Source organism: Leifsonia poae (assembly GCF_050632195.1).
GTDB lineage: Bacteria > Actinomycetota > Actinomycetes > Actinomycetales > Microbacteriaceae > Leifsonia > Leifsonia poae_C.
Genome location: NZ_CP192580.1, coordinates 2,576,000 through 2,598,515 on the forward strand (window position 1 = coordinate 2,576,000; position 22,516 = coordinate 2,598,515).

The window sequence follows — 22,516 nt, forward strand, 5'->3', positions numbered from 1 at the left end:
GGACGAAGACTATGCCTCGGGGGGTCTAAAAGAAATGGGTGACCGTTTTTAAAACGGCCCTTGGCCGTCGTTGTTTTGCGTCACGGATCGTCATCGTTCGTCACGTCGCTCGTCCGGGCCGAACCGGCTGTCTACCTGCCGCTAGCGTCGAATGGTCCACACCAGGTCTCAGCCGAAAGGTTCTCTGCCCCTATGAGCATTGGCACTTCCACAACACCATCCACACCTCCGAGACAGCGGCGACGGGCTCCCCGTTGGCTCCGCTCGTTCGGGTTCCAGATCACGGCAGCGCTCGTGCTCGGCATCGTCGTGGGCATCATCGCGCGGCAGATCGGACCGTCGGCCGGCGGCACGGCTCAGCATCCGAACCCCAATGGTCTGACCGCGACGCTGGCGACCATCGGCGGATCGTACGTCGCGCTTCTCAAGGCCGCAGTGGTCCCACTCATCTTCACCGCGATCGTGTCCAGCATCAGCAACCTGCGTCAGGTATCGAATGCTGCGCGGCTGGCCGGCCAGACCATCCTGTGGTTCGCCATCACCGCCCTGATCGCGGTGAGCATCGGGATCGTGCTCGGCGTGATCATCCAGCCGGGTAGCCGCGCCAGCCACGGCGACCTCGCTGCCGCCGCTCCGGCCACAGTCGGCACGTGGTGGAACTTTCTGATCGGGCTCGTCCCAGGAAACTTCGTCGGCGCTCAGGTCAACACCGTCGTCACGGCCGGCGACGGCGGGGCGGCGGCGGTCTCGACCGTGAGCTTCAACGTGCTTCAGCTCATCGTGGTCGCGGTCGCAGCCGGAATCGCGGCTCTGAAGATCGGCGACAAGGCCGAACCGTTCCTGAAGCTGAACGCGTCTGCCCTCGCAATCGTCCAGAAGATCCTGTGGTGGATCATCCGGATCGCCCCGATCGGCACGTTCGCGCTCATTGGCAACGCTGTCGCCAGCTATGGCTGGACCACGATCGGCTCGCTTGCCTGGTTCGTGGCGGCGATCTACATCGGACTCGCGCTCGTGCTGTTCGTCGTCTACCCGATCATCGTGCGCAGCAACGGGCTGTCGGTGCGTCAGTACTACTCCGGAGTGTGGCCGGCTGTGCAGCTCGGCTTCGTGAGCCGGTCGTCGATCGGCACCCTGCCCCTCACGCAGCGCGTGACCGAGCGCAACCTCGGTGTGCCCCGCGCATACGCATCCTTCGCCGTGCCGCTGGCCGCAACGACCAAGATGGACGGCTGCGCCGCGATCTACCCGGCCGTCGCCGCGATCTTCGTCGCCCAGTTCTACGGTATCCACCTCGACTGGGTGCAGTACCTGCTCATCGTGGTGGTGTCAGTCGTGGGTTCTGCCGCGACAGCGGGCACGACAGGCGCGATCGTGATGCTTACTCTCACGCTGACGACCGTCGGACTGCCGCTCGAAGGTGTCGGGCTGCTGCTCGCCGTCGACGCCATCCTCGACATGGGCCGCACCGCGATCAATGTCGCCGGTCAGGCGCTCGTGCCGACGATCGTCGCTAAGCGGGAGGGGATCCTCGATCGCGATCTTTACGACGCCCCGCGCACCGGCGACCCGTTCAGCGACGACGACTCCCCCGCCGACACGGCGACGCTCGAGGCGGAGGCCTTCAGCTCCCCCGCACGCTAGCCGAGCGCGTCAACACGGCCGCACCACGGAAGGCCGCACCTCTCGGGGTGCGGCCTTCCGCTTTATGCGGAGCGCTGTCGGGTCAGCGCGCTGCGGTCACGGATTGCGGGAGGGGCGGCTCCCCCGTGACGCACATCTGTGGGTCGGTCCGTGGGCTTCTCAGTCCGCGGGTATCAGGGTGAAGTTGCCTTCCGGTTTGGAGATCCCTGTGCTGAAGGCCTGGAGCGAGTCCGATCGTGAGTCGATCCGCCAATCGTTGGTCGAGCGTTCGCCGCCGACGTAGCTCGTGATCGCCAAGCTGAACCAGGAGAAGCCGATGATGTCGGCGTTGGCCGGGTCCGCGAATCCCTCGAAGAAGCTCTTGACCCAGGCTGGTTTGTGCCCGTCGGTCTCGGACGCGCCGACCTCGGCCAGCAGGATCCGTTTCGACGTGAGGGCGCGCAGCTGGTTGAGGGAGGCCGTGTACGTGTAGTCGAACGTGAAGTTGTTGCCTGCACGCCACGGAGGCCGAAGGTAACCGGAGAGCCCTACCCAGTCGACGTAGTCGTCTCCGGGGTAGTACCCCGCGAGGAACGCTTGGGTGGTGTGGGAGGCGGGCTGCATGTTGTTGGTGATGTTGGGCGCCCAGACCCAGATGACGAGTGCATTCGCGCCCTCCGCCTGGAAGATGTCGTGCACATGCCGCCACATCTTCACATAGTCACCGACGTTGTTGCCGTTGATCGAGTGATTGGAGCCGTTCCGCTCGGACCACGGGTACCAGGTGCCGTTCATCTCGTGATCGAGACGGATAGCCAGCGGAAGACCGGTCGAGACGATGTCCTTCGCGTACTGATGCAGGTAGGCGTCGAACGATCCGTCGATGATCTTGGGGAGCGAGTAGTCGGGTGCCACGTTCGAGTCGTTCCCCGCGGCGATCGGTCGAGACTCCCACGTCATCAGCGGGAGCCGGCCCGTCGCCCACGCGCGAGTGACCGCGCTGGTGCGGAAGTTCTCATCCCAGCCGGTGAAATAGCCAACCATGTTGGGCGAGACACCGATCTTCTTCGAGGTGGAGTCGAGGGTCGCCCAGTTGAAGGGCGCTTGTTCGGTGTACATCCCGAAGTAGCGCTTCTGGGGCGCGACGAGTTCGGCGCGGCTGGGGGCCGTGATGGCGGCAGTCGAGGTCGAGCCGCCCTTCGTAGACGTGCCGCTTCGAGCTGCCGCACCGCTCGATCCGCTCGCCCCGCTGGATCCGCTCGACCCGGAGTGGGCTTGCGACAGCTGGGCTTTCAGCTGCGCCGCCAGCTGTTGCGCTGCGGTCACCTGCTGCTGCGCCGTCGCGAGTTCCTTGGCGTGGGCCGCCGCCGCGACTGAAGCCGCGGTCGCAGCCTTCTGAAGACTCTTCTGCTGGGTCGTGATGGTCTTCTTCGCCGAGGTCAGCCGCGACTGCAGCGCTTCGTTCTGCGCGCCGAGCGGGTTGACTGCGGCAAGAGCCGTATCCCGAGCCTGCTTGATCTCGCCGTTCGGGCTCGTCCACACGAAATAGGTGAGGCCTCCGAGCACCAGGGCGAGTGCCGTCGCGGATGCGGCGGTGATTCGCGCGTTGGACCGGTTGCGGGCCCACCAGGAAAAAGTCGAGTTCGACAAGAAGCATCGCCTCCGAACGGACGTAGTTATCGGGATGTGCATCCACGTCGTTGCGGATCTGAGTGTGTCGTGGCCCCAATTGTGGGGTCCTCCACGCGCCCCGATCAAGGCTTCGTAATCGAAGGTTGCTCAGATTTAACGTGCCTGACACATCCTGAACGCCCTCAGGCGGTCGTGGGAGTCGATCGCTCAGGGGCGCCGTAGAACGACCGCTCGAAGGCGGCCCGGGCTCGCCGGGTGACCGCGAGGTAGTCCTGCTCGAGTTGGCTCGCCGAGCCTGGTGGGTACTCGAGCAGGCGCGCGACGCCGTCGAGTTGCACGCGGTCGGAGGGCAGCACATCCGCCGTCTTGTTGGTCCAGAGAGTCATGGCCGAACGCGCTCGGGATGCGAAGATCCAGGCGTCGCGCAGCTTCGCCGCATCCTCGTCGGTCACAAACCCGTGCGCTGCTGCTTCGGCGAGGGCCTCGAGCGTCGAGGTCGTTCGCAGCGACGGCACCGCGGCCGCATGCTGCAATTGGATGAGCTGTACGAACCACTCGACATCGCTGAGCGACCCACGCCCCAGCTTCAGGTGCCGGGTCGGATCCGCGCCCTGCGGGAGCCGTTCGTTCTCCACCCGCGCCTTGATGCGACGCACCTCGCGCACAGCCTGATCGCTGATGTTCGCGGGATACCGCACCTCGTCGGCGACCTCCTCGAAATCGGCGAGCAGGGCCGCATCGCCGGCGACTCCCCGTGCCCGAAGCAGCGCCTGGGCCTCCCACGTGAGCGACCAGCGCTTGTAGTACGCCCGATACGACTCGAGGGAGCGCACCGGCTGGCCGTTCTTGCCCTCCGGGCGTAGTCCGATATCGAGATCGAGCGGCAGGCGGTTGTCTTCGGTAAGCCGGTTGAGGTCGGCCACGATCGCGAGCGCGGCCTTGTGTGCCGCATCCGGATCGTCGGCGAGGTCACGGAAGACGTACATGACGTCGGCGTCCGACCCGAAGCCGAGCTCCTGACCGCCGAAGCGTCCCATCCCGATCACGGCGAACTCGAGACGGTCGCGGTCACCGCGAGCAGCCCGGATCGCTTCGAGCACGCCCACAATCACGTTCTCGGTCACGGCGCTCAGCCCGGCGGCCAACTCGTCGATGGTGGCGATGCCGAGGATCCCGGAGAAGGCGAGCCGCAGAACCTCGCGCCGACGAGCCGCCATCAGCGCGGCGGCGGCGGCCTCGGGCGTCTGGTGCCGGGCCAGGATGGCGCGCGTCTCCTCGCGCAGCAGCTCCGCCGAGCGCGGCCGGAGCTCGTCTTCCGACTCCAGCCATGCCACGGACTCCGGGATGCGGCCCAGCAGCTCACCTGCGAACCGCGAGCCCGAGAGCACACGGGTCAGACCCTCGGCAGCACCGGTGGAGTCGCGCAGCATCCGGAGATACCAATGCGTCGAGCCCAGGTCTTCGCTCAGCCGCCGGAAGGTGAGCAGGCCATAATCGGGGTCGGCTCCGTCTGCGAACCACTGGAGCATGACCGGCAGGAGGTGGCGCTGGATGGTCGCCCGTCGCGACACTCCCCCGGTGAGCGCCGCGATGTGCGCCAGCGCCCCCTTCGGATCGCGGAAGCCGATGGCGGCGAGTCGCGCCTCCGCCTGGGCACTCGTCAGGCCGGCCTCTCCGGTGAGTTTGGTGTCCTCGGTGGATGTGGCGGCGACCGCACTCAACAGCGGCCGGTAGAACAGCCGCTCGTGCAGGCCGCGCACCCGGTGCTTGATGGCGGTCCAGGCGTCGAGCAGCTGGGTGGCGCCGGTGGCGAGTCCGGATGCGCGCGCGAGCACGCGCACGTCCCCCTCGTCGCGGGGCATGAGGTGCGTGCGGCGCAGGTGGCGCAGCTGGAGTCGATGCTCGAGCAGGCGGAGCGTGCGGTAGTCCCGCGAGAACACCGCCGACTCCTCGCGACCGATGTAGCCCTGGGATGCGAGCGCGGCCAGCGCAGGCAGCGTCGCACGCTGGTGAACCCGATCGTCGGTCTGGCCGTGCACCAACTGGAGCAGCTGCACGGTGAACTCCACGTCGCGCAGTCCGCCGGGCCCGAGTTTGAGTTGATACTCCACCTCGTCGTCGGGGATATGGTCGGTGACGCGTTCGCGCATCCGTTGCACGGACTCGACGAAATTCTCACGGGACGCGCTGTGCCAGACCTTCGGTGAGAGCGCGTCGACGTAGCGCTGCCCCAGGTCGAGGTCGCCCGCGAGGGGCCGAGCCTTCAGCAGAGCCTGGAACTCCCATCCCTTGGCCCACCGGTCGTAGTAGGCGATGTGGGAGTCGAGCGTGCGCACGAGGGCGCCATCCTTGCCCTCAGGGCGGAGGTTCGGGTCGACCTCCCAGAGCCCGGGCTCGATCGCCGGGGCGTCGATCCCGCGCATCATCAGCACAGCGAGACGGGTGGCGATGTCGACCGCGCGCCCGCTGGAGACGCCGGCCTCTTCATCCCCGTCGGCGACGAAGATCACGTCGACATCGCTCACGTAGTTGAGCTCGCGGGCGCCGGCCTTGCCCATCCCGATGACCGCGAACTTCGTCGCGCGAACCTCGGCTTCCGGATACCGGCCCGGACCCGATCCGGTCGTCTGCCGGCGGGCCACTGCCAGCGAGGCCTCGAGAGCCGCCGCCGAGAGGTCGGCCAAAGCCGCTGCCACCGCGTCGAGCCCGTCCACCGGGTCGGCTTGCTCGAGATCGAAGCTCGCGAGCTGCGCCAGGCGCCGACGGTACCGGATGCGCAGCGCGGTCCACGCCGCCTCCTCAGTGACCTCGGCGAAGCCCTCCCGCGCGTCGACGGCGTCGAGCAGGTCTCGCCGGAGCTCGTCGGCCGTGGGGACCATCTCAGTCGGCTCCGCGAGCGAGTCGAGCTCCTCGGGCTGCCTCACGAAGAACTCGGCGAGACCCTCGGACGCCCCGATCACGCGGAGCAGTCGTTGAGCATCCTGTTCGCGCGCCAAGAACCTTGAGGTCGTCTCGGGCGCACGCCGCAGCAGCGTCAGCAGGCAGGCGAGCGCCGAGTCGGGGTCGGCCGCCAGCGCGAACGCGGGAAGCAGACCCTCGATCGGCTGCCCGCTCAACTCGGCCAGCTCGTCGAGTTGAGCCCGCACGGAGCTCAGGCCGACGAAGCCCGACCGCGCCAGAGTGGTCAGGGAGAGCTGGTCGCGGGTCATCGGTCGGGCTACGCTCGCTGACGCCTAGAGGATCTCGAGGTTGGTGCGCAGCTCGTACGGCGTGACCTGGGCACGGTACGCGGCCCATTCCTGGCGCTTGTTGAGCAGCACGTAGTTGAAGACCTGCTCGCCGAGCGTCTCGGCCACCAGCTCCGATTCCTCCATCAGCTGGATAGCGTGGTCGAGGCTCGCGGGCAGCTGGCTGTAGCCGAGCGCACGGCGCTCCGCGTCGCTCAGTGCCCAGACGTTGTTCTCAGCCTCGGGGGGAGCTCGTACTCCTCCTCGATGCCCTTGAGCCCGGCGGCGAGCATGAGCGAGAACGCCAGGTAGGGATTGGCGGCGGAGTCGATCGCGCGGTACTCGACGCGGGAGCTCTGACCCTTGTTCGGCTTGTACAACGGAACGCGCACGAGAGCCGAGCGGTTGTTGTGACCCCAGCAGACGAAGCTCGGGGCCTCGTCGCCGCCCCAGAGGCGCTTGTACGAGTTGACGAACTGGTTGGTGACCGCGGTGATCTCGGGCGCGTGCTTCAGCAGCCCGGCGATGAAGTGACGGCCGACCTTGGACAGCTGGTACTCGGCGCCGGCCTCGTAGAACGCGTTGGTGTCGCCCTCGAAGAGCGACATGTGGGTGTGCATCCCGGAACCCGGGTGGCCGGAGAGCGGCTTCGGCATGAATGTGGCGTAGACACCCTGCTCGATCGCCACCTCTTTGACGACCGTGCGGAACGTCATGATGTTGTCGGCCGTGGTGAGCGCGTCCGCATAACGCAGATCGATCTCGTTCTGGCCGGGGCCCGCCTCGTGGTGGCTGAATTCGACGGAGATGCCGAGGTCTTCGAGCATCCGCACCGATCGGCGGCGGAAGTCGTGCGCCGTGCCGCCGGGGACGTTGTCGAAGTAGCCCGCCGAGTCGACCGGTTCGGGACCGTCGGGGCCGTATGCCGACGACTTGAGCAGATAGAACTCGATCTCAGGATGCGTATAGAACGTGAATCCGCGATCCGCAGCCTTCTCGAGCGTGCGCTTGAGCACGTTGCGCGGGTCGGACACCGACGGCAGGCCGTCGGGCGTCGTGATGTCGCAGAACATGCGCGCCGTGGGGTCGATCTCTCCGCGCCAGGGCAGGATCTGGAACGTGGTGGGGTCGGGGTGCGCGAGTAGGTCGGACTCGTATGCACGCGTCAGTCCCTCGATCGCCGAGCCGTCGAAGCCCAGCCCCTCGCTGAAGGCGCCCTCCACCTCGGCGGGCGCGATCGCGACCGATTTCAGTGTTCCGACGACGTCGGTGAACCACAGCCTCACGAACTTGATGCCACGTTCCTCGATCGTGCGAAGAACGAAGTCGCGCTGCTTGTCCATCGTGCCCCTTTCGTCAGCCTTCCCAGACTACTGGCTCGCCCGCCCTCGCTTCGGCAATCACGACGCCCGATTCGGTCCGAGCCGACCTCACTAGACTGAGCCCATGTCTGAGCAGTCGCCGATGCCCTCCGTCACGCCTTCGATGCAGTCACTCAAGCGTGTCCGCACGAGACACTTCCAGGCCGCCAAAGACGAGGGAAACAAGTTCACCGGGCTTACGAGCTACGACCAGCTCACCGCCGAGATCTTCGACGCTGCCGGAATCGACTTCCTCCTGGTCGGCGACTCGGCCGGCAACAACGTGCTCGGCTACGAGACCACCCTCCCGGTCACGGTCGACGACCTCATCCCCCTCACCCGCGCGGTCGCCGGCGCGGTCAAGCGGGCCTTCGTCGTCGCCGACATGCCGTTCGGCTCCTACGAGACGGGCGCCCTCGAGGCACTGCACACCGCGATCCGCTTCATGAAGGAGACCGGAGCACACGCCGTGAAGCTCGAGGGCGGTGTGCGCAGCGCCGAGCAGATCCGACGGATCGTGGATGCGGGCATCCCGGTCATGGCACACATCGGCTTCACGCCGCAGAGCGAGCACGGCCTCGGCGGCCACATCATCCAGGGCCGCGGGGAGGGCGCAGAGCAGCTTCTCGCCGACGCGCACGCCGTCGAAGACGCCGGGGCCTTCGCGGTCGTCATGGAGATGGTGCCTGCGGCAGTGGCCGCTCGTGTCACTGCCGAGTTGCGCATCCCGACCATCGGCGTCGGTGCGGGGCCGGATGTCGACGGCCAGCTTCTCGTGTGGACCGACTGGGCTGGCTTCAGCACCGGGCGCATCCCCAAGTTCGTCAAGCAGTACGCCGATCTCAAAGGCGTGCTGACGGATGCGGCGACCGCGTTCAAAGCCGACGTGCAGGGTGGGACGTTCCCCACCGAGGAGCACAGCTTCTAACGAGCGGGCTCAGCGGTCGTTGCGCGCGTCCTCTTCAGCCCACTTGGCACTGTTCTCGCGAAGCTTTTCGAGCGCGTGCTCGGCCTCTTCGCGGGTGTCGAAAGGTCCGACGCGGTCGGGAGCGGGCGAGACGAAACCCTGCTCGACCTGGCCGGTCTTCATGTTGTACCAGTAGCGGTGTTCCGCGTCCTGCTTGATCCCGTGGTCGTCTTCGCCGGTCATAAGCTTGATCCTATGCCCAAGGATTCCACCGGTCACCTGATCCCCGGACGCATCTCGCCGATGCGGCCCGTTCCCACCAGCATTCCGCGACCGGAATACGTGGGGAAGAAGGGACCGGCCGCGTACACCGGAAACGATGTGTACACGCCCGAGGAGATCGAGCTCATCCGCGAGTCCGGCCGGATCGCCGCCCAGGCCATCGAGGCGGTCGGTCGCGCGGTGCGCCCTGGCGTCACGACCGAGGAGCTCGACGTCATCGGACACGAGTTCCTGCTGGCCCACGACGCGTATCCGTCGACGCTCGGCTACCGGGGGTACCCCAAGTCGATCTGCAGCTCGGTCAACGAGGTGATCTGCCACGGCATCCCCGACGACACCGTCCTCGGCGACGGCGACATCGTGAACATCGACATCACTGCGTACAAGAACGGGTTCCACGGGGACAGCAATCAGACGTTCATCGCCGGCACTGCCTCGGAAGAGGTCACCCTGCTCGTCGAGCGCACTCGTGAGGCCCTGAATCGCGGCATCAAGGCCGTCGCACCCGGACGTCAGGTCAACGTCATCGGTCGCGCGATCGAGTCGTACGCCAAACGATTCGGGTACGGCGTCGTGCGTGACTACACCGGTCACGGCGTCGGTGCGTCCTTCCACTCGGGGCTGATCATCCCCCACTACGACTCCGCTCCCGTGTACGACACCGAGATGCAGGTCGGGATGGTCTTCACCATCGAACCCATGCTCACTCTCGGCACGCACGAGTGGGACATGTGGGCGGACGACTGGACGGTCGTGACCCGAGACAAGAGCATCACCGCGCAGTTCGAACACACTCTCGTGGTGACGGAACGCGGCGCCGAGGTGCTGACGCTGCCCTGATCGGCGTCCGGGGACGGTAGATTCGTGGCATGAGCTCGCAGAACATCGCCATCGGGATCGACATCGGAGGAACCGGAATCAAGGGGGTCTCATCGACCTCGACTCCGGCAAACTCGTCAGCGACAGGATCAAGCTCCCGACCCCGCAGGGTGGAGAGCCCGACGACATCGTGAAGACCACGAAGAAGATCGTCGACGAACTCGCTGCAGAGCGACCGGATGCACCCGTCGGCGTGTGCTTCCCGGCCATCGTCAGCCACGGCGTGACGCTGTCGGCCGCGAACGTGTCGAAGAAGTGGATCGACCTGCACGCGGAGGATCTGTTCGAGAAAGCCCTCGGGCGCGACATCCACTTCGTCAACGACGCCGATGCCGCAGGATACGCGGAGAGCCGCTTCGGAGCCGCGAAGGACCGGGACGGACTCGTCATCATGACGACGCTGGGAACCGGAATCGGATCGGCCCTCATCTACAACGGCGTCCTCATCCCGAACGCCGAACTCGGTCACCTCGAGATCGACGGGCACGACGCCGAGTCGCGCGCCGCGTACTCCGCCAAGGAGCGCGAGGACCTGAGCTGGGAGAAGTGGGCGAAGCGCCTGCAGAAGTACTACTCGACGCTCGAGTTCCTCTTCACGCCCGACCTGTTCATCGTCGGCGGCGGAGTCTCGAAGAATTACAAGGACTTCCTGTCCCTCCTCGACCTCACGGCCGAGATCGTGCCCGCGGTACACCGCAACAACGCGGGAATCCTGGGCGCCGCGGCCCTTGCCGTGCGCACCGACGCCTAGCAGTCCCCGACGTGCAGGAAGTCGAGTACCCCAACGCACCGCCAGAAAGCTAGACGAGTAGTCGAATGACGCGAGGTCATCTGCGGGTCATGCTCGGTGCCGCGCCCGGTGTCGGAAAGACATACGCGATGCTGGAGGAGGGCAGGCGACTCCTCGCCATCGGCAAGGATGTCGCCGTCGCCGTCGCCGAGACGCACGATCGTCGGGCCACCGCCGTGCTGCTCGACGGTCTGGAGGTCGTGCCGCGCAAGGTCGTCGTCCATCGCGGCATGGAGCTCACCGAGCTGGATCTGGATGCGGTGCTCGAGCGCGGGCCCGAGCTCGCGCTCGTCGACGAGCTCGCCCACACCAACGCACCGGGTTCGCCGCACGAGAAGCGCTGGCAAGACGTGGAGACCATGCTCGCGGCCGGAATCGACGTGATCTCGACCGTGAACATCCAGCACATCGAATCGCTCAACGACGTTGTGGAGCAGATCACGGGCGTTCAGCAGCGGGAGACCATCCCCGACGCCGTGCTGCGCAAGGCGGATCAGATCGAGGTCGTCGATCTTGCTCCGCAGACTCTGCGAGACCGACTCGCCGACGGCGACGTCTATCCAGCCGCGCGAATCGATGCCGCCCTATCGAACTACTTCCGGCTCGGCAACCTCACTGCCCTGCGGGAGCTCGCCCTGCTCTGGTTGGCGGATGAGGTCGACTTCTCCTTGCAGCGGTACCGCGCCGAGCACGGCATCTCCGGCAAATGGGAGGCGCGAGAACGTGTCGTCGTCGCGCTGACAGGCGGCGCCGAAGGCGACACTCTTTGCGGCGGGGCGCTCGGATCGCGGCGCGCTCGGCCGGGGGCGAACTGCTCGCGGTGCATGTGATCAGCCAGAACGGGCTACGCGAGGCGAACCCTGCGGCGCTCGCCGCACAGCGGTCTCTGGTCGAACAGCTCAGCGGAAGCTACCACCAGGTGGTCGGCGACGACATCCCGAAAGCACTGGTCGACTTCGCGCGCGGATCTAATGCGACCCAACTCGTCATCGGAGTCAGCCGGCGGAGCAGGCTCGCCGCCCTGGTCACGGGCCCGGGCATCGGTGCGACGGTCACGCGGGCGTCGGGCGACATCGATGTGCACATCGTCACGCATTCACAGGCCGGAGGCAGCATCTCACTGCCGCGCATCGGCGGTGGCCTCACGGTGCGCAGGCGGATCTATGGCTTCGCTCTCGCCGTGGTGGGCACTCCCCTGCTGACCTGGCTGCTCGCCTCGGTGCGCACGCCCGACTCGCTGACCAGCGAGGTGCTGAGCTATCAACTGCTCGTCGTTCTCGTCGCCCTCGTCGGTGGCATCTGGCCCGCGCTCTTCGCGGCCCTGCTCGCCGGTGTGACGCTCGACTTCTTCTTCGTCGAGCCGCTGTACACGATCACGATCGACGAGCCGCTGCATCTGCTCGCACTGCTGCTCTTCCTCGTCATCGCAGCACTCGTCAGCCTCGTCGTCGATCAGGCCGCCCGCCGCAGCCGCGTCTCCCGGCGCGCCGCGGCCGAAGCAGAATTGTTGGCCAGCGTGGCGGGAGGCGTGATCCGGGGCGAGGATGCGATCCAGGCCCTCGTCACCCGTACGCGCGAAGCGTTCGGACTCAGCGGCGTGCGGCTGCTCGACGGCGGGGAGGTCATCAAGACCGACGGGGAGCCCGCCGACGATGAGCACACGCAGGACTTCCCGGTCGGAACCCGCGGAACGCTCGAGCTCTCGGGCCGAGATCTTGCGGCGGCCGATCGACGGCTGCTCGCGGTCATCCTGAGCCAGTTGGATGCTGCTCTGGAGCACCGCGACCTCACGGCCACGGCGAGCGCGCTCGGCCCTCTTGCCGAGACCGATCGCGTGCGCAGCGCATTGCTTGCGGCCGTCGGGCACGATCTGCGACGCCCTCTCGCCGCAGCGACGGCCGCGGTCACCACCCTCCGTCAGCGGGACATCGAGCTGAGCGAGGAGGACAGCGAGAGTCTGCTCGAGACAGCGGAGGAGAGCTTGGCCGGCCTCGCGTCACTCGTCACGAACCTGCTCGACGTGAGCCGGGTGCAGGCCGGTGTGCTCGCCGTCTCACTTGCGCCGACCGAGCTCGACGACATCGTGCCATCGGCCCTCGACGAGCTCGCTCTCGGTCCGGCCGATGTCGAACTCGATCTGCCGTCCGGACTAGCGCAGGTCGAAGCGGATGCGGTGCTCCTGCAACGTGTGCTCGTCAACCTACTCAGCAATGCGGTGCGCTTCAGTCCGCCTGGCACGCGTCCCCTCATCGCCGCCAGCGAGTTCGGCGGCCGGGTGCAGCTCCGGGTGATCGATCACGGCCCTGGGATCCCCGGCGAGCGTCGCGACGCCGTCTTCGTCCCGTTCCAACGACTCGGCGACACCGACAACAGCACGGGCATCGGGCTGGGCCTCGCGCTCTCCAAGGGTTTCGTCGAGGGGATGGGCGGAACCCTCGAAGCTGAGGACACACCGGGCGGCGGCCTGACGATGGTCGTGTCACTTCCTGCAACTCAACCCATCGCCGAGGAGGCAGACGCGTGAAGATCCTGATCGCCGACGACGACCAGCAGATCCTGCGCGCACTTCGGATCCTGTTGTCGGCACGAGGATACGAAGTCGCGGTCGCGAGCACCGGGGCGGAGGCGCTCAGCAAGGCGGTGGAGTTGCATCCCGACCTGGTGATGCTCGACCTGGGAATGCCCGAGCTGAACGGCATCGAGGTGATCGAGGGGCTGCGCGGTTGGAGCACCGTCCCCATCCTCGTCGTGTCGGGGCGCACCGACTCCGGCGACAAGGTCGACGCTCTCGATGCCGGCGCCGACGACTATGTGACCAAGCCGTTCGCGGCCGACGAGCTGCTCGCGCGCATCCGTGCGCTCACGAGACGTCAGCCTGCCGCCTCGGACGAGCCAGTGGTCACGTTCGGCGACATCTCGGTCGATCTCGCAGCGCACCAGGTGACCCGCCGTCTCCCCGAGGGCACGGAATCGGTCCGGCTCACGCCGACCGAGTGGGCGATCCTCGAGGTGCTCGTGCGCAACCCGCGCAAGCTGGTCACGAGACAGGCGCTTCTCACGCAGGTGTGGGGCCCCCAGTACACGAGCGACACCGGGTATCTGCGCCTCTACCTCGCGCAGCTGCGTAAGAAGCTGGAGCCGGTGCCCTCCCACCCGCGCTATCTGCTGACCGAGCCCGGGATGGGCTACCGCTTCTCCCCCGACGCCGAGGCCGCGGAACAGGCCGAGGGCGCCGCGCCTGCCGCAGGCGCGTGACGTCGAGTCTCACGTCAAGGAATGGGCCGGCTGTTACGCCGGGTTCTGTCCGGGTGCCGAAGCACCGTGGACGGCCATCTCTCTCGGGACGACGTTGCCGCCGCCCTCTAGCGGTCTACCCGGAAACTCGGCGAGCAGCCTCAACGTTTCCTGTCTGACCTTGCTCCGGACGAGGTTTACCGAGCCGGCCGGGTCACCCCGGTCGCTGGTGGGCTCTTACCCCACCGTTTCACCCTTACCGCGGTCGCGATCCGAAGATCGACGCTCGCGGCGGTCTGTTTTCTGTGGCACTGTCTCGCGGGTTGCCCCGGGTGGGTGTTACCCACCGCCCTGCTCTGTGGAGCCCGGACGTTCCTCGGCGGCCCGCCGAAGCGGACCGACGCGACCGTCTTGCCGGCCCATTCGTCGTTCAGCCTACAGGGCGTGACCCGGCCGCTCAGCCTAGTCTCAGCGAGCTCAGAGCCCCGACTCCTCGTTGCGGATCAGGATGGCGCCGCTGTCCGGACAGAGCACGACATCGTCGGGCGCGGCGCGGCGGATCACGGCGAGATCGGATTCGGTCAGCTTCACGTTGCTGCCCATCGACACCCCGCGGAGGAGCAAGGCCGCACCGACACCGTACCGGGCACGCTGCTTCTCGTAGAGCTCGATGAGGTCAGCGGGGATGGTGCCGGCGATGGTCTCACGATCGGTGGCGAGCGCCTTGCGCTGCGCATCCAGCTTCGCCAGTTCTTCGCCGCGAGCAGCTTCGAGCGCATCGACCCGGCTGGCCAGTTCGGAGCGCTCGGTCTCGACCGCGGCGAGTGCCTCTTCGAAGCCTTCGACCTTCTCCATGACGGTCAGTTCGATCTCCTCGAGGTCGTCGCGCCGCTTCGTGAGCGAGGCCAGCTCGCTCTCCAGCGCCTGAACATCCTTCGTCGACGACGTCTGCTGAAGGCGACCGGAGTCTCGCGCCATCCGGGTCTCGACCAGCTCGACGTCGGACTCCACCCGCTTCAGCTCCGATCGGGCGTCCTCCAGCTCGCCGGTGCGGCTGATCCAGCGCGCGCGGACGGCCTCGACCTCAGGCTGCAGCGCCGCCAGCTCGGCGACCTGCGGAAGGTTCTTGGCTGTGTGCTGCAGCTGCGACAGGCGCGTGTCCACGGTTTGCAGGCGGAGAAGTTCGGTCTGGTCGGCGGGGCTGGCTTTCACGGTGGTGAGCTCTTTTCGTGGTTCGTGAGTGTCGTGGGCGCCGGATGCGACAGCGCCGGGAGGTCATTGGAGGATCGCGAAATCCCAGGGGTCGGTGCGCAGCTCGCTGACCTCGACCGATACGCCGGGAAGGGCACCGCGCAGCTGTTCGGCAGCCGTGTCCAGCCAGAGCCACTCGCTAGCCCAGTGCGAGACGTCGAGCAACGCTGGCCCGCCGCCGTGAAGCGCCTGCTCGCGAGCTTCGGAGGCGGGGTGGTGGCGCAGGTCGGCCGTGATGTAGACGTCTGCCCCGCGCACCGCATCCGTCGGCAGCAACGAGTCGCCCGCGCCGCCGCAGAGCGCGACGCGCGAGATCGGCTGCTGGTAGTCGCCGGAAGCGAGGATCCCCCGGCTGTCGGTGGCAGGATGTCGCCCAGCCGGCGGGCCAGTGCGCCGAGCGTCGTCGGCTCGCCGAGTTCTCCGACCCGGCCGATACCGGTGACACCGTCGGCGGCCGGCACGATCGGAACCGTGTCGACCAGCCCGAGCCTGTCGGCCAGCACGGCGGACGTGCCGTCGGCGACGACGTCGGCGTTCGTGTGAGCAGCGATGAGTGCGCAGTCCGCCCGGATCAGTCGGGCGAGGAGTGAGCCCTTGTAGCGGTCCTCCGCAACCGTCGTCACGCCGCGCAACAGCAACGGGTGGTGGACGAGGAGCAGGTCGGCGTTCCGGTCGATCGCTTCCGTGACGGTGGCCGAGACCGCGTCGACGGCGAGCACGATCCGCTCGATCGACGCAGCCGGATCTCCGGAGAGCAGGCCCGGCGCATCCCAGCCCTCCGCGCCGTCGAACGGCCAGAGCTGCTCGACGGTTCGGTTGACGGTTTCGAGAGTGTGCTGCACGGGAACGAGCCTACGGGATGCACCCATGTTCAGCAGCGGAGAGTGCGCTGCTCAGCCGATCGCCCGCTCCTGGCGGCGCACTGCAGGTACTCCCGACACGATCGGGGTCAGGATGCCCACCCCGAGCGCGACGACCACCCCGATATTGCTCCCGGCGAGGTCGCTCTGAAGATCGACGCCGAGAAGCGGGAAGAGATAGCCCTGCCAGCTCAACCAGGGCAGATCCGAAGTGACCAGGCCGAGACCGACCGCGCTGGCGACAACAAGCATCGCCAGATTGCTCCACCGCCAATCCGGGTAGACCCCGCCTCTCTTCACCAGCGAGGGCTGATGGAAGCGGCGAGTGCGCAGCATCATCTCGGCAGAGAAGATCCCCGCCCAGGCTGCTACGGGCACCGCGAGTGTGATCGGCGCACCTCGCAGCACGCTGGCGAGATCCGAGACCGTCGTGGCGAGCAGGATGCCGGCCAGTGCGATCGTCCCGCCGACGGCCACCGTGCTCCAACGCCGCCTCAGGTTCACGCCGAGCGCCTCGAGAGTGAAGCCGCCCGAGTAGATGGTGAGTACCAGGCCCGAGATCAGACTCAACGTCACGGCGAGAAGCAACGGGATGGGGTACCAGCCGGGCAGCCCGAGCCGGGCGAAGGCGCTTACCGGGTCGGTCGCCAGCTCGTCGGCGAGCGTGGAGTTCGAGGCGGCGAGCAGACCGCCGTACGAGATCAGCAGAAACGCCGGAAGGGCGGCGCCGAACGTCGCCCAGAGCATCGCGCCTGCACCGGACGAACCCGGGCGCTGGTAGCGGGCGACCTCGGCGCTGCTGTTCGCCCACGCGAGACCGAGGTAGCTGAACACCAGCACGGCACCTGCGACGGTCCGCAGCCAGACCGCGTCGGGAACGGCGAGCGCCTTCCCGACGTCGACGGCCTCCCACGATGCGGCGACCATCACGATGATGAGAACGGCGGAGGCGATCGTCAGGACGAGCTGCACCCGTGCCACGAGCGAATAGCCGAAGTACGCGACGGCAAGGGCGACCCCGATGGCCACCACCAGCCCTGCGGTGGTCGGGAGCACGGCATCCGTCGCCCAGCCCTGCGAAGTGAAGAGCGAACCCACGGCGACACCGGCCAGCCAGAGCATCACCGCTCCCCAGAACAGACGGGTGAGGAGGGCGAGGGCGGCGGGGAGTGCGTTGCCGCGCATCCCGAACGTCGCCCGCGAGATCACCATCGTGGGCTGACCGCTCCACTTTCCGGCGAGCGTTCCGATGCCGAGCGGGAGGAACGACAGCGCTACACCCACGAGCGTGGCGACCAACAGTTGTCGCAGGCTCAGTCCGAGAGCGAAGAGCGCCGCTCCGACCCCGACACTGATCAGCGAAGATGTGGCTGCGAACCACAGCCAGAACATCCGGGATGCCCGTCCCACCCGGCGATCGAGCGGCGTCGGCTCGAGGTCGGCGTCCTCCACCTCGAAGAGGGGCGCGGCAACGGGACCCGCGTCGAAGAGCAGGCTTTCGTCGCTCGAGACCCGAGGAGTCGCTTTCGGCGCGAGCGAACCGGTCGACAGGCTGACATCGTCGGCGTCGTCTTCGACATCGGCGTCGACGGACTCGACGCGTTCGATCACGACCGACTCGGTCGGCGGCGATGTGATTGCTCCCACCTCGATGAGCGCGGCCTCGACCGACGGCGGCTCCAGGTCGGCCGATTCGACCGGTACGGGTTCGACCGGCACGGGTTCGACCGGCACGGGTTCCGCGAGCGCGGGCTCGGCTGTGACGATGGGGATCGGCTGCGACTCGGTCGGGGCCACTTCGGGTTCGACGTACCCGAGGGGCTCGACGCGTCGCGGGATCTCGGGATGCGGCACCTCGGGCGCTGAGGCCGCGCCGGTTCCTTCCTGCGCCGGCTGCACGCCCGCCGCGGGTGCGACCCAGGCACTAAAGGTCGGCTCCGGTCCGTGCTGACGTGGCCGGAGGTCGAGGTCGTCGAAGCTGATCAGCTGCGTCGGCGTGTCCTCCGGCGCTAGCTCGGGCTCGTCTGCGGGTTCTTGGGCGGGCTCCTCATCAGCCGCCGCCGTCTGAATGGGGATCGCGGTAGTCGCCGCCCTCGCGACGAGCACTCGTTCCAGATGTTCGATGGCCGCCAGGGTGTCGTGCGAACCGAGGTCGCGATTCACGATCGCAGCGACCTGGTCGTCGCTGAGGGATGCCGCATCGGTGACGCCGTCGGAACCGATGACGGTCGGACCGGCGATGACGGGCAGCGCCGAGGTCATCCGGGATACCTGCTCCTCGAGAGCGCTGGCGAGTTCGTCGTCGTCGTGGTGCTCATCCTGTGCCGGCTCGGGTGCGGGCTCCGGTACCGGCTCCGACGCACTCTCCCTCGGCGGCGCGGTTTCAGCGGGTCCCCGGCGCACGGGTGGGTTGTACGTCGCCCGCCTTCTCCCCGGGACATGGGCGACGGACGGGTCTTGCGCGACTCCATCGCTGTCCATGACGAAATCCTACCGAGGCAGCCTCCCAGCGGACCGGTCTGTCTGCCTGCGATTTCGACGCCTGACCGGGGCCGTGTCGACCATCGGAGCACGAAGAGACGTAGCATCGTTCTCGATGAGCGAGACGATCCCGACCCCGTACGAAGACCTGCTGCGCGACGTGCTCGCGACCGGCACCCACAAGTCCGACCGCACGGGCACCGGGACGCGGAGCGTCTTCGGACGGCAGCTGCGGTTCGACCTCGCTGAAGGCTTCCCCTCATCACGACCAAACGCGTGCACTTCAAGTCGATCGCGTACGAGCTGCTCTGGTTCCTCCGCGGGGACAGCAACGTCGGCTGGCTGCGCGAGAACGGCGTCACCATCTGGGATGAATGGGCCGACGAGAACGGCGAGCTGGGGCCCGTCTACGGCGTGCAGTGGCGCTCCTGGCCGACACCCGACGGTGCGCACATCGACCAGATCGCCCAGGTCATCGACACACTCCGCAGAGACCCGGATTCGCGGCGCATGATCGTCTCCGCGTGGAACGTCGCCGACATTCCGAGCATGGCGCTCGCCCCCTGCCACGCCTTCTTCCAGTTCTACGTCGCCGACGGAAAGCTCTCCTGCCAGCTGTATCAGCGCAGCGCGGACATGTTCCTCGGTGTCCCCTTCAACATCGCGAGCTACGCCCTGCTCACGATGATGGTCGCCCAGCAGGTCGGCCTCGAACCCGGTGAGTTCGTCTGGACGGGCGGCGACGTGCACATCTACGACAACCACGTCGAGCAGGTCACCGAGCAACTGAGTCGCGAGCCGTTCCCGGCACCGACGCTGCGGTTCGCCCGCAAGCCCGAGAGCATCCTCGAATACACCTTCGACGACTTCGTGGTCGAGGACTACCAGCACCACCCCGCCATCCGTGCCGCGGTGGCCGTGTGAGCACCGCCGTCGGGAGCGTCGCGCTGATCTGGGCGCAGGCGCAGGGCGGCGTCATCGGGCGCGACGGGACGATGCCCTGGCGTCTCCCCGAAGACCTCGCCCATTTCCGCGCGCTCACCGGGAGCGACACCGTCGTGATGGGCCGCAAGACCTGGGATTCGCTCCCCGAGCGTTTTCGTCCCCTCCCCGGCCGCAAGAATGTGATCGTCACGCGGCAGAGCGGGTGGACGCAGCCCGGTGCGTTGATGGCGCACTCCCTCGAGCACGCGCTGACCGCATCCCCGAGCGAGACCACGTGGGTCATCGGCGGAGGCGAGCTGTACCGACTGGCAATCCGCGACGCCGACCGGCTGGAGGTCACCGAGATCGACCTCGATGTCGACGGCGACGCATTCGCGCCCGAGATCGGCGACGGATGGACGGCATCTGTCGCGGACCCCGACTGGCGGACCTCGTCGACCGGACTGCGCTACCGGTTCCTGACCTACCTCAGGTAGAGCGGCTTCAGGTGAGCCCGGCGATCAGGTTCACCGTCGTCGCGAGGATCACCGAGCCGAACAGGTAGGACAACAGCGTGTGGCGCAGGATCGTCTGACGGATGATCGAGTCGCCGATGTTCGTGTCCGACACCTGGTACGTCATCCCGAGGGTGAACGACAGGTAGGCGAAGTCGCTGTATTTCGGCGGCTCCGTCTGGTTGAAGTCGATGCCGCCCTCCGTGCCCCGGTAGTAGAGCTGGGCATAACGCAGCGTGTACAGGGTGTGCACAAGTGTCCACGAGAGCGCAACACTGCCCACTGCGAGCGCCGCGAGCCAGGCCTTCTCGGCACCCGTTTGATGCCGGGCCGCAACCAGGATGACCACGACCGCCGCCACGCTGGCGATACTCGCCGAGAGCAGCAGCAGGTCCGCCGTGGGCCGGCCCGGGTCCTCTCGGGTGGCGTGCCCCTTCGTCTTCGATGCGTCGAACCCCCAGACGACCGACCAGACCCAGAGGATGTAGACGATGCACGCGACCGCCCACCCGACGGTGGCCGCGTAAACCCAGGCGCCGAACATCCCGGTGACGACCGCCGCGATCGCCCCCAGGGTGAACGCGACGATCATTTTCAACCGCGACCTGTCGAGACGGCGCTTCAACGGAGTGCTCACAGGGCGATGCTCGCACAGCGATCGTCGCACGCCTGCGCGGCGCGGCGGTCGCAGCTACGATCGGAGCGTGACTCCTGCTCCCGACTCCCCCGCCGTCTCGCTCGCAGATCTCGATCCGGATGCGCTGCGCGCCGCCCATGCGGAGTTCGCCGCCGCGTACGAAGACCTCAAAGCCTCCGGGCTGAAGCTCGACCTCACCCGCGGCAAGCCGGGCGCCGACCAGCTGGACCTCTCGAACGACCTGCTGCACCTGCCGGACACCGAGTTCCGGGATGCGGCCGGCACCGACCTCCGCAACTACGGCGGCGCCGTCGGCCTGCCCGAACTTCGAGCGATCTTCGCCGACGCCCTGCGCGTTCCCGTGCCGCAGCTCCTCGCGCTCGGCAACGCGAGCCTCACCGTCATGCACGACATCATCGTGCAGGCGCTGATCCACGGCGTGCCGGGCGGCGAGCTTCCCTGGGGCAGCCAGCAGATCAGCTTCATCGCACCGGTGCCCGGCTACGACCGGCACTTCTCGATCTGCGAGCGCTACGGCATCCGGCTGATCCCCGTCCCTCTCAACGCCGACGGCCCCGACATCGACGCGGTCGCGGCGCTGCTCGCAACCGACGACAGCATCAAGGGCATGTGGTGCGTTCCGGTCTACTCCAACCCGAGCGGAGCGGTGTACAGCGAAGAGGTCGTCCGCGCCCTCGTCTCGCTCCCCGCGGCTCCCGACTTCCGGCTCTTCTGGGACAACGCGTACGCCGTGCACCACCTGAGCGACGAGCATCCCGAGCCGATCGACGTTCTTGCTCTCGCCGAGGAGGCGGGAAACCCCGAGCGTCCGCTCGTGTTCGCGTCGACCTCCAAGGTCACCTTCCCGGGCGCCGGCGTCGCGTTCGTCGGGGGCTCTCCCGCCAACATCGACTGGATCGTGCGCAACATGGCGGTGCAGAGCATCGGGCCCGACAAGATCAACCAGCTGCGCCACGTTCGACTCCTGCAAGACGAACAAGGGCTCGAAGCCCACATGGAGAAGCATCGCGCGATTCTCGAGCCGAAGTTCGCGGCCGTCTCCAGTGTCTTCGAAGCGCGGCTCGCCCCCTACGGCGCGGGTACCTGGACGTCGCCGAAGGGCGGCTACTTCGTGAGTCTCGATGTGGCAGAGGGATGCGCGAAGCGCGCCGTCCAGCTCGCCGCGGAGGCAGGAATCGCGGTCACCCCCGCCGGTGCGACGTACCCGTACGGCGACGACCCGCGCGACGCGAACATCCGGATCGCCCCGACCTTCCCCCGCTGGAGGAGCTGCGCACCGCATTGGACGGCCTGTGCACGGCCATCTTGCTCGCCGAAGCCGAGACGCTGCTGTCCGCGAGGGGTTAGCCCTGCCATGAGCGTCTGGCGGGTTCGCCCGAGCATCGAGGCGGACTGGGCCGCATACCGCGACCTGCGCCTCGAGATGCTCGTCGACACACCCATCGCGTTCACGGAGACGATCGAGCGCGCGCGGCTGCACCCTGACGAGCACTGGCGCAACAGGGCGGCGAACCGCAGCCCCTCGAGCAGGCTCTTCGCCGCTGTCGCCGACGACGGCAGCTGGCTCGGCACGATGGGCGGCTTCCATCCGTCGGGCGCACGCGATCCCCTCCTCGTCGGCGTGTACGTGACGCCGGAGTTCCGGGGAGCTCGCGAGGGGCTGACGGATGCGCTCCTCGACGCCGTCATCGAGTGGTCGCGCGCCCGCGGCGACCGTCTCCTGCTCGAGGTGCACGAGCGGAACGAGGCGGCGATCCGCTTCTATCGTCGACGCGGATTCGTGCCGACGGGCGTGACCGTGCCGTATGTGCTCGACCGCTCCGCAATCGACCTCGAGATGGCGCTGAGTCTGGTCGACACGCCGGTGGCCTAGCGGAGCGTCGCAGACGTCA

At 67.6% G+C, this 22,516-nt stretch carries 12 protein-coding genes, 1 other RNA gene and 5 pseudogenes; 9 read left to right on the forward strand and 9 right to left on the reverse strand.

Annotation, left to right across the window (positions count from 1 at the left end):
- Positions 1-192 precede the first annotated feature (192 nt).
- Positions 193-1,644: a dicarboxylate/amino acid:cation symporter gene (locus tag ACQ86A_RS13035; RefSeq protein ID WP_431277445.1), complete on the forward strand. Its 1,452-nt coding sequence runs from the start codon at positions 193-195 to the stop codon at positions 1,642-1,644.
- A gap of 159 nt (positions 1,645-1,803) precedes the next feature.
- Here ACQ86A_RS13035 and ACQ86A_RS13040 read toward each other — a convergent pair whose 3' ends face one another.
- The 3 genes and pseudogenes from ACQ86A_RS13040 to ACQ86A_RS13050 all read right to left on the reverse strand — a co-directional run bounded on the left by ACQ86A_RS13040 (position 1,804) and on the right by ACQ86A_RS13050 (position 7,825).
- The gene (locus tag ACQ86A_RS13040) at positions 1,804-3,273 is read right to left on the reverse strand and encodes a glycoside hydrolase family 26 protein (protein ID WP_431277446.1); all 1,470 of its coding nucleotides are present in this window, start codon (positions 3,271-3,273) and stop codon (positions 1,804-1,806) included.
- Positions 3,274-3,437: 164 nt separating this feature from the next.
- Entirely contained in the window at positions 3,438-6,464 is a 3,027-nt protein-coding gene (locus ACQ86A_RS13045) for a bifunctional [glutamine synthetase] adenylyltransferase/[glutamine synthetase]-adenylyl-L-tyrosine phosphorylase (RefSeq protein ID WP_431277447.1), read from the reverse strand.
- Positions 6,465-6,488: 24 nt separating this feature from the next.
- Positions 6,489-7,825 (reverse strand): annotated as a pseudogene (locus tag ACQ86A_RS13050) (glutamine synthetase family protein).
- A gap of 103 nt (positions 7,826-7,928) precedes the next feature.
- Here ACQ86A_RS13050 and panB point away from each other — a divergent pair.
- Complete coding sequence (gene panB, locus ACQ86A_RS13055; protein WP_431277448.1) at positions 7,929-8,771, forward strand: 3-methyl-2-oxobutanoate hydroxymethyltransferase; 843 nt, start codon at positions 7,929-7,931, stop codon at positions 8,769-8,771.
- Positions 8,772-8,780: 9 nt separating this feature from the next.
- On the opposite strand, the gene ACQ86A_RS13060 is transcribed toward panB, so the two are convergent.
- The gene (locus ACQ86A_RS13060) at positions 8,781-8,993 is read right to left on the reverse strand and encodes an SPOR domain-containing protein (RefSeq protein ID WP_431277449.1); all 213 of its coding nucleotides are present in this window, start codon (positions 8,991-8,993) and stop codon (positions 8,781-8,783) included.
- Positions 8,994-9,005: 12 nt separating this feature from the next.
- On the opposite strand from ACQ86A_RS13060, the gene map reads away from it, so the two are divergent.
- From map to ACQ86A_RS13080, 4 genes and pseudogenes are all read left to right on the forward strand, one after another.
- Positions 9,006-9,872, forward strand: a complete 867-nt coding sequence (map, locus tag ACQ86A_RS13065) for a type I methionyl aminopeptidase (protein ID WP_431277450.1) — start codon at positions 9,006-9,008, stop codon at positions 9,870-9,872.
- 29 nt (positions 9,873-9,901) lie between these two features.
- Positions 9,902-10,662: pseudogene (gene ppgK / locus ACQ86A_RS13070) on the forward strand (polyphosphate--glucose phosphotransferase).
- A gap of 65 nt (positions 10,663-10,727) precedes the next feature.
- Positions 10,728-13,225, forward strand: a pseudogene (locus ACQ86A_RS13075) (DUF4118 domain-containing protein).
- Positions 13,222-13,956, forward strand: coding sequence for a response regulator (locus ACQ86A_RS13080; RefSeq protein ID WP_431277451.1), 735 nt, complete (start codon positions 13,222-13,224; stop codon positions 13,954-13,956). Before ACQ86A_RS13075 ends, ACQ86A_RS13080 begins: the two are co-directional and overlap by 4 nt.
- An 18-nt stretch (positions 13,957-13,974) precedes the next feature.
- Here ACQ86A_RS13080 and rnpB read toward each other — a convergent pair.
- The 4 genes and pseudogenes from rnpB to ACQ86A_RS13100 form a co-directional block, all read right to left on the reverse strand.
- Positions 13,975-14,357, reverse strand: an RNA gene (rnpB, locus tag ACQ86A_RS13085) — RNase P RNA component class A.
- Between the two features lie 55 nt (positions 14,358-14,412).
- Complete coding sequence (locus tag ACQ86A_RS13090; RefSeq protein WP_431277452.1) at positions 14,413-15,147, reverse strand: zinc ribbon domain-containing protein; 735 nt, start codon at positions 15,145-15,147, stop codon at positions 14,413-14,415.
- A 63-nt stretch (positions 15,148-15,210) separates the two neighbouring features.
- Positions 15,211-16,055: pseudogene (locus ACQ86A_RS13095) on the reverse strand (Nif3-like dinuclear metal center hexameric protein).
- A 24-nt stretch (positions 16,056-16,079) separates the two neighbouring features.
- Positions 16,080-18,527, reverse strand: coding sequence for a cytosine permease (locus ACQ86A_RS13100; protein ID WP_431277453.1), 2,448 nt, complete (start codon positions 18,525-18,527; stop codon positions 16,080-16,082).
- Positions 18,528-18,642: 115 nt separating this feature from the next.
- Between ACQ86A_RS13100 and ACQ86A_RS13105 the strand changes: the two are divergent.
- Both ACQ86A_RS13105 and ACQ86A_RS13110 read left to right on the forward strand, forming a co-directional pair.
- Positions 18,643-19,451, forward strand: a pseudogene (locus ACQ86A_RS13105) (thymidylate synthase).
- Between the two features lie 71 nt (positions 19,452-19,522).
- Positions 19,523-19,948, forward strand: coding sequence for a dihydrofolate reductase (locus ACQ86A_RS13110; RefSeq protein WP_431280443.1), 426 nt, complete (start codon positions 19,523-19,525; stop codon positions 19,946-19,948).
- 7 nt (positions 19,949-19,955) lie between these two features.
- Here the strand turns inward: ACQ86A_RS13110 and ACQ86A_RS13115 are convergent, their stop codons facing one another.
- Positions 19,956-20,603: a DUF1345 domain-containing protein gene (locus tag ACQ86A_RS13115; RefSeq protein ID WP_431277454.1), complete on the reverse strand. Its 648-nt coding sequence runs from the start codon at positions 20,601-20,603 to the stop codon at positions 19,956-19,958.
- Positions 20,604-20,670: 67 nt separating this feature from the next.
- On the opposite strand from ACQ86A_RS13115, the gene ACQ86A_RS13120 reads away from it, so the two are divergent.
- Positions 20,671-22,497, forward strand: a complete 1,827-nt coding sequence (locus ACQ86A_RS13120; RefSeq protein WP_431277455.1) for an aminotransferase class I/II-fold pyridoxal phosphate-dependent enzyme — start codon at positions 20,671-20,673, stop codon at positions 22,495-22,497.
- The last annotated feature ends 19 nt before the right edge of the window (positions 22,498-22,516 follow it).

Excerpts from the sequence above, each read along its gene's own strand:
- ACQ86A_RS13035 (WP_431277445.1), top strand. The coding sequence starts at position 193 with ATGAGCATTGGCACTTCCACAACACCATCCACACCTCCGAGACAGCGG.
- ACQ86A_RS13045 (WP_431277447.1), bottom strand. The coding sequence starts at position 6,464 with ATGACCCGCGACCAGCTCTCCCTGACCACTCTGGCGCGGTCGGGCTTC.
- panB (WP_431277448.1), top strand. The coding sequence starts at position 7,929 with ATGTCTGAGCAGTCGCCGATGCCCTCCGTCACGCCTTCGATGCAGTCA.
- ACQ86A_RS13060 (WP_431277449.1), bottom strand. The coding sequence starts at position 8,993 with ATGACCGGCGAAGACGACCACGGGATCAAGCAGGACGCGGAACACCGC.
- map (WP_431277450.1), top strand. The coding sequence starts at position 9,006 with ATGCCCAAGGATTCCACCGGTCACCTGATCCCCGGACGCATCTCGCCG.
- ACQ86A_RS13100 (WP_431277453.1), bottom strand. The coding sequence starts at position 18,527 with ATGGACAGCGATGGAGTCGCGCAAGACCCGTCCGTCGCCCATGTCCCG.
- ACQ86A_RS13110 (WP_431280443.1), top strand. The coding sequence starts at position 19,523 with ATGCCCTGGCGTCTCCCCGAAGACCTCGCCCATTTCCGCGCGCTCACC.